Annotated in this window: 10 protein-coding genes; 3 read left to right on the top strand and 7 right to left on the bottom strand. The window is 40.3% G+C overall.

Annotated features, from left to right (window positions below; genetic code table 11):
* Positions 1-221 precede the first annotated feature (221 nt).
* Together ABDZ53_RS05325 and ABDZ53_RS05320 are read right to left on the bottom strand one after the other, a co-directional pair.
* Entirely contained in the window at positions 222-638 is a 417-nt protein-coding gene (locus tag ABDZ53_RS05325; protein ID WP_343754557.1) for a PLP-dependent aminotransferase family protein, read from the bottom strand.
* Positions 639-837: 199 nt separating this feature from the next.
* A complete protein-coding gene (locus tag ABDZ53_RS05320; protein WP_343754556.1) occupies positions 838-2,793 on the bottom strand; it encodes a S9 family peptidase in 1,956 nt (651 codons plus the stop codon).
* A 171-nt stretch (positions 2,794-2,964) separates the two neighbouring features.
* On the opposite strand from ABDZ53_RS05320, the gene ABDZ53_RS05315 reads away from it, so the two are divergent.
* On the top strand, positions 2,965-3,936 hold the full coding sequence (locus tag ABDZ53_RS05315) for an L-lactate dehydrogenase (protein ID WP_343754555.1): 972 nt from the start codon (positions 2,965-2,967) through the stop codon (positions 3,934-3,936).
* A gap of 61 nt (positions 3,937-3,997) precedes the next feature.
* Here ABDZ53_RS05315 and ABDZ53_RS05310 read toward each other — a convergent pair whose 3' ends face one another.
* The 3 genes from ABDZ53_RS05310 to glmU all read right to left on the bottom strand — a co-directional run bounded on the left by ABDZ53_RS05310 (position 3,998) and on the right by glmU (position 7,063).
* Positions 3,998-4,462 carry a NusG domain II-containing protein gene (locus ABDZ53_RS05310; protein WP_343754554.1) on the bottom strand — a complete coding sequence of 155 codons (465 nt, stop codon included), beginning with the start codon at positions 4,460-4,462 and terminating at the stop codon, positions 3,998-4,000.
* 135 nt (positions 4,463-4,597) lie between these two features.
* Complete coding sequence (locus ABDZ53_RS05305; protein WP_343754553.1) at positions 4,598-5,581, bottom strand: ribose-phosphate diphosphokinase; 984 nt, start codon at positions 5,579-5,581, stop codon at positions 4,598-4,600.
* A gap of 108 nt (positions 5,582-5,689) precedes the next feature.
* Positions 5,690-7,063 (bottom strand): bifunctional UDP-N-acetylglucosamine diphosphorylase/glucosamine-1-phosphate N-acetyltransferase GlmU, encoded by a 1,374-nt coding sequence (gene glmU / locus ABDZ53_RS05300; protein ID WP_343754552.1) that lies wholly within the window; start codon positions 7,061-7,063, stop codon positions 5,690-5,692.
* A gap of 214 nt (positions 7,064-7,277) precedes the next feature.
* On the opposite strand from glmU, the gene ABDZ53_RS05295 reads away from it, so the two are divergent.
* Entirely contained in the window at positions 7,278-7,886 is a 609-nt protein-coding gene (locus tag ABDZ53_RS05295; RefSeq protein WP_343754551.1) for a general stress protein, read from the top strand.
* A 441-nt stretch (positions 7,887-8,327) separates the two neighbouring features.
* Here the strand turns inward: ABDZ53_RS05295 and purR are convergent, their stop codons facing one another.
* Complete coding sequence (gene purR / locus ABDZ53_RS05290) at positions 8,328-9,152, bottom strand: pur operon repressor (RefSeq protein WP_343754550.1); 825 nt, start codon at positions 9,150-9,152, stop codon at positions 8,328-8,330.
* A 457-nt stretch (positions 9,153-9,609) separates the two neighbouring features.
* Between purR and ABDZ53_RS05285 the strand changes: the two genes are divergently transcribed.
* Positions 9,610-9,813 (top strand): helix-turn-helix transcriptional regulator, encoded by a 204-nt coding sequence (locus ABDZ53_RS05285; protein WP_343754549.1) that lies wholly within the window; start codon positions 9,610-9,612, stop codon positions 9,811-9,813.
* 418 nt (positions 9,814-10,231) lie between these two features.
* Here the strand turns inward: ABDZ53_RS05285 and ABDZ53_RS05280 are convergent, their stop codons facing one another.
* Complete coding sequence (locus ABDZ53_RS05280; RefSeq protein ID WP_343754548.1) at positions 10,232-13,663, bottom strand: pyruvate carboxylase; 3,432 nt, start codon at positions 13,661-13,663, stop codon at positions 10,232-10,234.
* Positions 13,664-13,883: the final 220 nt, after the last annotated feature.

The following is a 13,883-nucleotide window of genomic DNA, read 5'->3' as shown; positions in this document are numbered from 1 at the left end:
AGTCGGCTTTAATTTTACTTTGAGCACTTTAACACAGGACTTTGTCTGTTCTTTTTTCACTCGCTTCACCTCTATCACGAATACAAACGTGTGTTCTTTTTTGTTAACTTTAGTATATCACTCCGTCAACGGAAAGGCTAGAGAAATGTATACTTAATTTTAAAAGAAAAAGAAGACAAACCAAGCAGGCACTTATCTCCATTTACGCTCTCATCCCACGATTAAAACCGTGGGCTTTCACGCTTGATAGTTCTGTAATTATCCCCAATCGTATGGTCCAACATATCTGTCAGCCATTTTTCTCTCGGCATCCCAAGTAAATGCTGTCCCTTGTTCCAGATCTGCTCTAATAATTTTGCACCTGCCGATTCCTTCGTTTCTAAAAAGGCTTCAAAACGTTCTTCTCTTCCACTGGATTCTTTCACCATTGTGCCTAACATGTCTTTGTTAGCGATATGTGTTTCTCTAGTCGCAAACTCTCCTAGAAGAAAAAAAGCTTCTCTTGGAATCGGGGCAGTCCAGTTGGGATTGCCTCTTCCCGCATTCAACCATTCTTTTGACTCTTTTTGTGCCTCCACTGATTTTTCCAAATACAAACTAAGTTCAAAAGGGCTTAAGCTCTCTAAATTTTGTTTCAAGGTTCCACTCCTATTTTCTTTTTCATTCATCTTTAGTGAGTGTAACAAACCTAGTCGAGCATTCACTCTTACTGAATGTATTCTAATAGACTCTTATTTTATTCTCATTTTGTTTTCAGATTCAATCCCGTTCTTGCTTCTCTTCTCTCTTAAAAAGGAAAAAAGACTTCCAATTAAGGAAATCTTCTTTATCCATTGATTATAAATAGGCTTTGAACCATGCTTTTATTTCTTCTAACCGTTCTATTCTTAAATGTGGCAACCCTTGTCTGGATAAGCCGTGACTAGACTGCGGATAGAGAACCATTTTAGTGTCTACTCCTTTTTTCTTCATGGCTGTATACATCTGCTCTGCCTGTTCTTGTGGGCAACGCAAATCTTCTTCTCCATGAATAATGAGTAAAGGCGTGTCAACATTTTGGGCATAGGCTAGAGGTGACATTTTCCATAATTCATCCGCTTGACTGATGTCGCGCTGTAGCTGGAACTCTACAAAGAAAGCTCCGACATCACTTGTGCCATAAAAACTGACCCAGTTAGAAATACAGCGCTGCGTAACAGCCGCTTTAAACCGATCGGTATGCCCAACAATCCAGTTAGTCATAAAGCCTCCGTAACTTCCACCTGCCACAAAAAGCTTCTCTTGATCGATTTCTGGATACTGTTCCAGCACATAATCTGTTCCGAGCATGATATCTTCGTAATCTTTATTTCCATAATCCCCTAAAATAGAGGCCACAAAATCCTGTCCGTAACTGTTGCCTCCACGCGGATTGAGCATCACGACGCCGTAGCCTTCTGAAGCGAGTTGCTGCATTTCATGGAAGAAGGTCTCCCCATAGTTCACCTGAGGACCCCCGTGAACGTACACTATAGCCGGGTGGGATGCTTTGCCATTAACAGGTTTAACATACCAGCCTTGAATATCCCAGTCTTCGGCTCCTTTATACCAGAACTCCTCCACTTCGGCTAATTGGTAGTCTTTATCAAATGTGCTATTTGGGTTATATAGCTCTTCTAACTCTTCGCTTTCTGTATTCAAAAGGGCTAATTTACTTGGTGTCTCCAAGTCAGAATACGTCACAGCGAATAGCATCTCTTTTACCCAATCCCCATCTGTTAAATGGAATTTCTGATCAACCAGCTTCTCATTTTCTCCATCCAGGTTTCCTTTATAGAGCTGCAATTTCCCGAATGCAGATACGGGATAAACAAATTCTGTACTAGATACCCATTTAACAGGAAAGCCTTGTGTCTTCTGTTGGAAATCTCCAATCAAGGTATCCCCTACCTGTTTATCTTTTTCTGATACACGTTTGAAGGTGCGCTCTTTTCTGTTCCAGGCATATAAAGCTGTCAATGTGACAAAGGCATAGCCAAAATCACTGCCGGAAAATAAGAAGACTTCTTCGTCCTCATTGACCGTTTCAAATGAAAAGCTTCCTTTTGGTACATCAGCTGTCACTAGTCGGCTGGACTTCGCTGCGACATCATACTCGTACACACTGGCTCCATAAACCCATTCATCATCTGGATTGAGTCGGTCGACATAAAGTAAGAAACTTTCATCTTTTGATACATACTGAAAACGGAATGGCGTGTCTTTTTCTAAAATGACACTGACTGTTTTAGTCGCCAAATCGATTTTTTTGACCTTGTGTGTGCGTTCTGATTCCGTGATGCCTCGGCCGTCCATTTTATATTGCAACTTGGTGATCTTTTTGGGTTGAACCTTTTTAGACTCTTCTTTTTCTTTCTCTTTTTCAGACTCCGGTTTTTCACTGCTTTGATAATAAACGGCCGCGCTGTTGCTTGTCCATTTATAGGTAGAGACTCCATCTTTTTCATCTGTTAAAGGTGCCGCTCCCCCTCCTGTCAGAGGCATAAGATGAACTTGAGGTTTTTTCTCTTTATCACCTGCTACAAAGCTGAGCCATTTCTTATTTGGAGAAATGTCAATAGATGAGGGATTCAGCTCTTCACTCACCCATTGAGTGCGTTCTTTTGTTTGAGTATGTATACTCCATAAAGACGTTTTATAACTGTTCTCTTCTTTGTCCATGCGCGTTTCTAAATAAAACACCCGGTCCTTATACACTAAAGGCTGGGATACATTTTTCAGTTCAAATAAAGTTTCACTCGTTATCGGTTTCAATTTATCGTCTCCTCATTTTTCACATTGTTAAAATTCTATTATCATTTTCTCACTCTTTTATTATCTCGTCAATAAACAGTATCAGCATTTTGTTCATCTCCCCTTCCTTTAGGCTTCCCTCCTACCCATATGGTATACTAAAGAGGCAAAGTTATAGAAAGGGTGAGGGATATGACAGTCCAAAAAAGAAGTCAAAAGATTATTTTAATTGGAGATGGGGCCGTTGGGTCCAGTTATGCTTTTGCTTTAGTTAATCAAAACATCGGACAAGAATTAGGGATTATAGACGTGAATGCAAGGAAAGCAGAAGGTGATGTAATGGATTTATCCAGTGCCTTAGCTTTTACAGCTCCTAAAAACATTTATGTTGCTGACTACGCAGACTGCCATGATGCTGATTTAATTGTGTACACAGCTGGTGCTTCGCAAAAGCCGGGGGAAACACGCTTGGATTTGACTGAAAAGAATTTAAGAATTACAAAAGATGTCGTAGAAAAAGTGATGGCCAGCGGGTTTGATGGCTTGTTTCTAGTAGCGACCAATCCGGTAGATATCTTAACTTATGCGGTATACAAGTATTCCGGTCTGCCATCACACAAAGTCATCGGAAGCGGAACCTCATTAGATAGTGCCCGTTTCAGACAAGCCATAGCTGATTTACTCGATGTGGATGTTAGAAATGTCCATGGGTATATCATTGGCGAACACGGTGACACGGAATTTCCGGTCTGGTCGCATGCGAATGTGGCTGGCTTACAGATCACTGAATGGCTGAATAATAATCCAAACACAGATGAAGAAGCATTAGTTAAGTTGTTTTTCTCTGTGCGTGATGCGGCTTATGACATTATAGAAAGAAAAGGAGCGACTTTTTACGGGATTGCGGCCTCATTGGCACGTATTACTCGAGCGATTTTCAATAATGAACAGGCCGTTCTGCCTCTTTCAGTCTATTTAGAAGGCCAGTACGATGAGCACGACATTTACATCGGTACCCCTGCCATTATAAATAATGAAGGCATTAAGCATATTGTAGAAATTCCATTAAACGATTCTGAAAAAGAAAAAATGAAACACTCCGCTGCAACGATTCGGGCTCACTTAAAAGAAGTGCTGGAAAGCAATCCAGACTTAAACTTTTAAAGTGACCAAAAAAATAAGCCAAGTGACTGTATAAGCGGTCACTTGGCTTTTTTGTTTTTTCTTACATCGGTATAATAATGTCTTCCTCTTCGTGCAGTTCTTCTCCTTCAGGCGACTCGGCATGAATTTCGATGATCAACTGATGAGGTAAAACTACGGCCGTTTCACCCGGCTGACTGATCCATCCCCGACGCACACCTAACTGGTCAGGGCTGTTGTCTTCTTTATTACGGATTCGCGTGCCATCTACTTCGATGATATTGTACTGGCCTTCAGCTGGATCCAGTTCAATTAGTTCATGAGGTGTCTCTTCACTGAGTTCCACCCGGTACACTTCTTCACCAGATACAGTCACGGTAGCAATAATCCGAGCATTTTCATCTATGTTTCCTAAATGATACCCATAGACGATATGAGGAATAAAGGACGCAATGAGGAGAAAGACTATAATCACAACATCCAATGGTTTCATATGACGTAAATGGTATTTTATTCGTTTGCTTAAAGAGACTATTTTTTCAATCATCTCATCGCTCCTTTCCTCATCCTACTTGTGTATTCTTCTGTTAAAAAGGTAAGAAAGACGCCGCATCCCATGACCCCCCTCATTTAAAATCCCTTAATGTGAATGAGTGTCATGGAATGTTAGGCGTCTTTTTAATTAATCTGAATACCCTTTGAATTGTTTCTCAAATAATGGAGAAACGGATCTGTTTTCATGTATACGTTTAATGGCTTGTCCCATCAATTGTCCTACACTGACTTGAACAACTTTATCGATTTTCTTCTCTTCAGGTAAGAGAATCGAGTCTGTTACAATCATTTTCTTAATCGGTGAATTCTCAATGCGCTCAATAGCTGGACCAGAAAATACCGGGTGTGTGCCACAGGCATAGACGTCTTTGGCTCCTTTTTCAAGCAACGCTTCAGCCGCAATGGTCATGGTTCCCGCTGTATCAATCAAGTCATCTATTAAGACAGCTGTTTTCCCTTTGACTTCCCCAACAATGTTCATCACCTCTGCCACATTGGCTTTCGGTCGACGTTTATCAATTATGGCTAATGGTGACTTTAAGAACTCAGCCAGCTTACGCGCACGTGTCACCCCTCCGTGATCGGGAGACACGACAACGGTATCTTCTCCCCCTAATCCTTTATCTAAGAACCAGTTGGCTAGAAGAGAGGCACCTAGTAAGTGATCCACTGGAATGTCAAAGAATCCTTGAATCTGAGCTGCATGTAAATCCAGAACCAGCATACGGTCCGCTCCAGCTTGCATAATCATGTTAGCGACTAATTTCGCAGTAATGGGTTCTCTCGAACGCGCTTTTCTATCTTGCCTAGCATATCCATAATAAGGCATCACAATATTGATTGTTTTCGCACTTGCACGACGCAAAGCATCAATCATAATCAAAACTTCCATTAAGTTATCATTGGTTGGTGCTGAGGTGGATTGAACAACGTAAACGTGATCTCCTCGAACACTTTCTTCAATGTTAATACGAATTTCTCCATCGCTAAATTTAGTAACAGACACTTTCCCTAGTTCTACACCTACGTCATCTGCTATTTTCTTTGCCAAAGGTTTGTTAGAACTCAAGGCAAATATCTTTAGTTTTGGATCTGAATAATGTTCGGACATGATGGCCTCCATCTTTTGTTTTTCTAATCTTTACCTACTCCTAGTTTATGCTTTAGAGCAAAATAAATCAACTATAGAAGCTAATGAAAGCCCTATAAGGAAAGAATTCTAATGTTTGTAAGGGAGTTGCTTCGCATAATCTTCTTTATTCACTTGACGGGCCCGTGCAATGGCCATAGCATCGGCAGGCACATCTTCAGTTATAGTCGATCCAGCCGCAATGAAGGCGTCTTTTTCAACTGTTACAGGTGCTACTAAATTAGCATTACATCCGATAAAGGCATTGTCGCCGACTTCGATGTGATTCTTTTCTTTTCCGTTGTAATTGACAAAAATCGTGCCACACCCGACATTAATGTTTTCACCTAGTGTCGCATCTCCAATATAAGTCAGATGACCGACTTTGGTGTTTTTACCGACTGTTGTTTTTTTCACTTCTACAAAGTTACCAATGTGGACATCTTCTTTAATAATGGAGTCTGGTCGCAAGTGACTGTTTGGTCCCACATCACTATTATTTTCCATAACAGTTGATTCAATCATGGAACTTTTCACTACCACGTTATCTCCGATTCGGCTATCTTCAATAACAGAATGCGTTCCGATGTGACAGTCTTCTCCAATGACAGTCGACCCTTTAAGGTATACGCCTGGTTCGACAACCGTATCCTGGCCGATTTTTACATCGACTTCAATATACGTTTGTTCCGGATCAATCAAAGTGACCCCATTTCTCATATGGGCTTCATTGATGCGTTTTTTCATTAATTTGCTCGCTTGAGCCAATGCCACACGGTCGTTTACGCCTAAAGCATCTTCTTTATTGGACAGCTGATAGGCAGAAATGAGTTCTTCTTCATTTTTCAGCAATTCAATCACATCTGGTAAATAATACTCGCCTTGTGAGTTATTGTTATCGACTTTTTTCAACGTTTCAAATAAAGCTTTATTATCAAAGCAGTACGTGCCCGTGTTGATTTCTTGTACAGCCCGTTCAGTTTCAGAGGCATCTTTATCTTCGACTATTTTTCTAACGGAATCATCTTCAGCCCGGATGACTCTTCCGTACCCGGCTGGGTCTTCAGCATGGGCCGTTAAGATGGTCGCTTTAGCTGATGTGTCTTCATGATGAGCGACTAAAGCTTTCAATGTTTCAGACGTTAATAAAGGCGTATCTCCGCAAATAACAAGAGTCGTTCCTTCTTTCCCTTCTAAAAGAGGGGCCACTTGTTCCACTGCATGGGCCGTCCCTAGCTGTTCTTCTTGTAAGACATACTCACTTTTTTCACCTAAGTAATCTTGAACTGTTTCGGCACCGACACCTGTTACAGTGACGATTTTATTCATCTGGGCTTCTAAAGCCTGGTCTACAACATGCCCCACCATAGGTTTCCCCATCACTGGATGCATGACTTTGTACAATTTTGACTTCATTCGGGTCCCTTGTCCTGCTGCTAGTACCACTGCAAATCGTTTTGTCATTAGTTTCTCCTTTTATCTCAATAGACGTTTTCTTCAATCTCAATAAGCCTTCTTCTAAAAACTCTCTTACATAATACTGTATGCTTCCTCTCATTTCAAGTTTTCAAAGGTGTATTGTTTGTTCAAACTTTTTAACTCTATTATAATGAATGAAGAGATTATTTATTTAATGTGTTCTAAAAGACACGTTATAAATTAAAGGAGGCAGTATAGAATGAGTAAAAACCAAACAGTGATAGGGAGTTATCAGACGGAAACAGAAACAGAACAGGTCATTAAGCGTCTGCAAAGTGAAGGCTACAAAAAAGAAGACATTACACTATTCACTAGTCACGAAAGAAGTGAAGAGCTGAATAATCCGCGAGGAGTCGATGTGGCCAATCCGGATGTGGATGGAACGGACGAGGACCATAACAATGACCGAAGTTTCTGGGAGTCTTTAAAAGATGCGTTCAAAGTGAGGGACGATGAGTATTACAATGACCCTAACTATGTTGAAGAAGATGACTTACTCCATATGTACCGTGATGATTTAAGAAAAGGGCATATTGTGGTGGTAGTCGATGAAGACAATGATGAGACCGACGCTAGAAATGATGCGCCCGTTGCAGACCATCCCACTGACACTCAGCTTGATACATTAGGTACAACAGCTGGCTTCCCTGAAGAAGGCTCTGTTCAAGGGATGGGAGACGGAGGCCAAAGACCCTTAGAGCCGAATTCAAATGATGGTACCCCACCAGAGTTGGAAGATACGCATGGCGAAGCTGATGTGTCAGAAGCAACAGAAGACCGCTTACGACAAGAACGTCGCAATAAATAATAACTGAATAAGCGAGCAAACTGGAGAGATAGGCAGAATAATGTCTATCTCTTTTTAATGGGAAAAAGTGGAAAAACCCGTTTCCTTATCATTCCGCTCATTTTTAACTTTTTGAGTGATGACGAAATGGCATTTCCCCCTCATACCACTGTTTTTAAAATACGCGTATGATACGCAAAGCTGTTTATCACTCATTCCACTATTTATAAAACACTCGTATGATACGCAAAGCTGTTTATCCCTCATTCCACTATTTATAAAACACTCGTATGATACGCAAGATGTGTTTATCCCTCATTCCATCCAATTTTAGGTGCCAGTATGATGGGGTTCTCATTTTCAAAAAGGTTAAAGCCTTGAGAACTCATTGAATCGCGTGCAAGAATGAATAAAAACACCCCATAATGGTGGATTGAGGTCCAACCTTTATGGGGTTTCTGTTTACAATTTATCTATAAAATCTCCTGGTACCACTTCAATGGTTCTTTCTTGCGTATGCACTTTGTCTACTTTAAGAAGAGATGTGTAGTCTGAAACAGAGCGCTCCCCTTTAAAAATATTCTCAGCGATGACAGTCGCTCCCACTACTTCAGAATTGAATTCTTCAATTAGGCTGATCATTCCATTCACCGTGCCTCCGCCTTTTAAGAAATCATCGACGATAACGACTTTAGAACCCATTTCTAGACTTCTACGAGAGAGTTCCATTTTTTCTACTCTATCTGAAGAAGATCCCGATACGTAATTGATACTAACTGTCGACCCTTCTGTTACTTTAGAATCTCTTCTTACGATAACAAAGGGAACATTTAAGTAAGAAGCAACAGCCTGGGCGATAGGTACGCCTTTTGTCGCTACGGTCATCACACTATCGACTTCTTTGTCTACATAAAGAGAAGCAATGGCCCGTCCGATTTTACGTAGCCATTTAGGCTCGCCTAACATATCCGATAGATAGACATAGCCTCCGGGAAGTAACCGTTTAGAATGATTCAGTTCATCACATAATTCTTGGATGAACGCTTCTACCGCTTCTTTTTCCATCTTCGGAATATACCGAACACCACCAGCAGCTCCGGGTACGGTTTCTAAAAAGCCCAATCCTCTTTTCGCAAAGGTATTTTTAGCGATCGTTAAATCTTCACTAATACTTGATTTCGCCGAATTATAACGTTTGGCAAATAAAGTCAGTGGGATGAGTGTATGGGGGTTTTCCAATAGATAATAAGTCATATCAATTAATCGTTCGCTTCTTTTTACTTTCATTGTTTACACCTCTTTAATTTGACGGACAATTTCTCTGATTCCCTTTTATTTTAACGTATTTTTTAGGGTTTAAACCTATTGTATCATTAAATCCTTATGAATGTTCGTTTTTTTAAAAGAGACCCATTCTTTTTTTCTAAGTGATATAAAAGTCTAATCCATATTTCTTTAAAAAATACCTATCCGGCTTTAGAGAGATTCAGATGTTTTTTTCTTCGGTTAATCTCTACTAATGAATCTTTAGAGAGATTCAGGCCGTTTTTTTGCTTCCGAATCCCTCTAATCCGTTTGGCTTGAGTCCACTTTATTGACTTTTAAAAGATTTGTCTTTCTATTGCTTACCTATCTATAGCTAATATAATTCAGATTCTTAGGTAAAGTTTCCTTTACACCCGGTTACAAGTATGCTATCTTTATGTAAAGGTTACTTTACCTTCCTAATGCGAGGAGAATGACAATGAAAAATAAGTTGGAAGAAATTCGTAAACGTCATAACATTACACAAAATGACTTAGTAGACATCTTAGACGTATCAAGACAAACGATTAGCTCCATAGAAAACGGACGTTACAACCCCTCACTTGAACTGGCTTTCAAAATAGCACGCCATTTTAATCTAACAATAGAAGATATTTTTATTTTTGAAGATGACAAGGTATGAGGCAGTTGAGATGTTCACGCACCTAATTGAATCATTTCATTAAAAGCGTACTTCTGGACTTAAAGGTTACTTAACACCTATCTTTGTTATCCTTTTCGCTTTTCTTCTAGTTATTAGGACGTGTAAAAATTATTTCCGTACAAAAAGTAAAGAGTATTAAAAAAAAATGAAAAGGAGTTTTGTTATGTTTAAATTCTTCAATCACAAAAGAAATACGCACTTCTCATTTTTCTTGACATTATTCTTTTCCTAGGGGGGTTAGCTTGGTCAATTTCGTCAGCTACCAAAAGTGGCGATTACCCAAGAAGCCCCCACTTCAAGCAACTCGTTAGGGTGGTAAGTGGTGGGTAGTTCACTGTATTTATACCTGTTTGAGTATATTAAAAACCGCATCCACTAGAGGGACGCGGTTTCTTTGTTATTTTGTATCGATTTCGATGAGTAAGTCATTGGTTTGAATTTGGTCGCCTTCTTTAACATATAAGCTTCCAACTCTTCCATCGATAGAAGCACGAATGGTTGTTTCCATCTTCATGGCTTCTGTTATGACAATTGGGTCACCTTTTTCAACTCTATCTCCACGTTTAACCAATACTTGCAGAACCGATCCAGGCATGGTTGCACCGATGTGCCCTTTATTAGATGGTTCAGCTTTTTTACGTAAGGCTCGAGTAGCAGTGACACTTTTATCTTGTACTTCAATTTGACGGCCTTGACCGTTTAATTCAAAATAGAGGATTCGGTTCCCATCCAAATCAGGATCTCCGATTTGATTTAACTTGATAATTAATGTTTTTCCTCTTTCGAGATTGACAGAGACTTGCTCTCCCATTCTCATACCGTAAAAGAATGTCGGTGTATCAAATTTGGTCACTTCTCCATACATATTGTAATAGAATGTGTAATCCAAAAAGACCTGCGGGTACATGATATAGGCCATCACTTCTTCTTCTGATGGCTCTCTATCCAAGTGTTCGCTTAATTCCTCTTTCACCTTATCAAAATCCAATGGCTCTTTATAAGCACCTGGGCGTTTTTCCAGAGGTTTTTCTCCTTTAAGAACAATGCGTTGCAGCTCTTCAGGGAATCCTCCTTCTGGTCTTCCGATATCCCCTTTAAAGAAGCTCACAACAGATGCAGGGAAGTTTAGCCCTTCTCCTTTTTCATAGATATCTTCTTCTGACAGGTTGTTTTGGATCATAAAGAGGGCCATATCCCCGACTACTTTTGATGAAGGGGTCACTTTGACAATGTCTCCAAACATACGGTTAACAGTGGTGTATGCTTCTTTAATATCATCCCATCTGTCTTCCAGTCCCACACCTTTCGCTTGCTGTTTCAAGTTGGTGTACTGACCACCGGGCATTTGGTGTGTATACACTTCTGTCGATGCGGCAGGCATAGCTTCTTCAAAATCAACATAGTATTTACGCACATCTTCCCAGTAGCGATTCAATTGCTCCACATTGTTTATATTAAAGCGCGGAGCATGAGAGGTGCCTTCTAGTGCATAGTATAAACTACTGATACTTGGCTGACTTGTTTTCCCACTTAAGGCACTTTGAGCGACATCAACGACGTCAACCCCTGCACGGATGGCCGCACCGTAAGTATAGACCCCATTTCCACTTGTATCATGCATGTGTAAATGTATCGGGACGGAGACTGTGTTTTTCAATTCTGAAATTAAACGGTAGGCTGCATGTGGTTTAAGCAGGCCGGCCATATCTTTAATAGCTATAATATGGGCACCGAGAGATTCTAATTCTTTTGCCAGTTTTTTATAATACGCCATGGTATACTTTGTCTGATTCGTATCATTTAAATCCCCTGTGTAACAAATGGCCGCTTCAGCAATTTTGTTTTGATCTCTGACAAATTGTATGCTTTTCTCCATTTGCGGAATCCAGTTTAAGCTGTCAAATATCCTAAAGACATCAATGCCGTTCTTAGCTGCCAGACGGATGAATTCCTCAATGACGTTATCCGGGTAATTCTGGTATCCCACCGCATTGGACCCTCTAAACAACATCTGGAATAAGGTATTCGGCATACGTTTACGCAGTTTTCTTAATCTGACCCAAGGGTCTTCTGTCAGGAAACGGTAAGAGACATCAAAAGTGGCGCCTCCCCACATTTCCATCGAAAAGAGCTCAGGGATAGCTTTTTCGGTTTCTTCTGCAATAGCTAGCATATCATGCGTTCTCATACGCGTAGCCAATAAACTTTGATGGGCATCTCGGAAAGTAGTGTCCGTCATTAAAACAGAATCCTGAGTTTTTAGCCATTTAGATACAGCTTCAGGTCCTTCTTTTTCCAAAATATGCTTAGGGTAGACAATATCTTTGGAAGGTAGAATCAGCTTTTCAGGACGTCTCGGTTCTTTAAAAGCTCGTTTTTCTACTTTACCAATTCCTGGGAATCCATTCACTGTCACATTCCCAATATACCGTAAGGTCTTGTTCCCTCGGTCACGCAGCTCGGAATACTCAAACAATTCCGGTGTTTCATCGACAAATCGCGTAGTTGCTTTCCCACTTGAAAACTCTGGGTGTTTCAATACATTAATTAAAAATGGAATATTCGTCTGAACCCCGCGAATTCTAAATTCCGTTAAGGCACGGACCATCTTTTGGACAGCTTTTTCATAGTTTCTTGCTTCGACTGATAATTTAACCAGAAGCGAGTCAAAATAAGGAGTGACGACCGACCCTTGGAATCCATTACCGGCGTCTAATCTTATTCCGAAACCACCTGGAGAACGGTAGGCATTAATTTTACCTGTATCCGGGTAGAAGTTATTGGCCGGATCTTCGGTGGTGATTCGGCACTGAATCGCTGCACCGACTATTTGAATATCTTTTTGTTCTGGAATACCTGCTTCTTTATGCATGTCTAGGCCTTGAGCAATTAAAATCTGGCTCTGAACAATATCGATATCTGTAATCATTTCTGTAATGGTATGCTCCACTTGAACACGCGGATTGACTTCAATAAAGAAGTACTCGTTCCCTTCAACTAAGAATTCAACGGTTCCGGCGTTAACATAGTTTACATGTTTCATGATTTTAACGGCCGCTTCACATAGTTCTTCTCTCACTTTTGGATCCAAGTCCACACATGGCGCAACCTCCACTACTTTCTGGTGGCGTCTTTGAACAGAACAATCCCGCTCAAACAAATGAACAATATTGCCGTGTGTATCTCCCAGTATTTGAACTTCAATATGTTTCGGATGAGCAATGTAGCGTTCGACATAAATGTCATCTTGACCAAAAGCTGCCTTGGCTTCACTTTTGGCTCGTTCGTATCCTTCTAACGCTTCTGCTTCATTATGGGCCACACGCATCCCGCGTCCTCCCCCACCGAGAGCCGCTTTCATCATGAGGGGGTAGCCGAATTCATTTCCGAAGGCAATCACTTCATCAACAGATGAAACAGGACCGTCTGTCCCTGGAATGGTTTGAATACCCGCTTCCACAGCAACTTGTTTCGCTTTAATTTTATCTCCGAAAATATCTAAGTGATGGGTATCAGGCCCAATGAATATAATGCCTTCTTCCTCACAGCGTTTGGCAAATTCGAGATTCTCTGATAAAAAGCCGTAACCGGGGTGGATCGCTTCTGCACCTGATTCTTTTGCAATTTGAATAATATTTTCAATATCGAGGTAGGCATCAATGGGTTTCTTTCCTTTACCAACCAGGTAGGCTTCATCCGCTTTAAAACGATGGACACTGACTTCATCTTCTTGAGCATATATTCCTACTGTCTTAATACCCAATTCAAATAGTGCTCTAAATATACGAATAGCTATTTCTCCTCTATTCGCGACTAATACTTTCTTCATATATTCTCACCTCAACTTAATTTAGATTACTTATCTAGCCTATCATTTTTAACCTTACAGTCTATTTTAGCAGAGAAGCGGGCTAAACAAAAACTTTTTTAAAAAGAGAGACTTGAGTTTTAAACGATATTAATCTATTTTACCAAAAAAAATCACTAGTGTTGCATAAAACTATATTCTTACCGGATTCTATATTTGTTAATTAAATCACAAGGTGTTT

Origin of the sequence: Alkalibacterium iburiense, from assembly GCF_039521845.1 — a bacterium.
Classification (GTDB): domain Bacteria; phylum Bacillota; class Bacilli; order Lactobacillales; family Carnobacteriaceae_A; genus Alkalibacterium; species Alkalibacterium iburiense.
The sequence above is the reverse complement of the archived record's forward strand: the minus strand, read 5'-3'. Positions and strand labels throughout refer to the sequence as shown.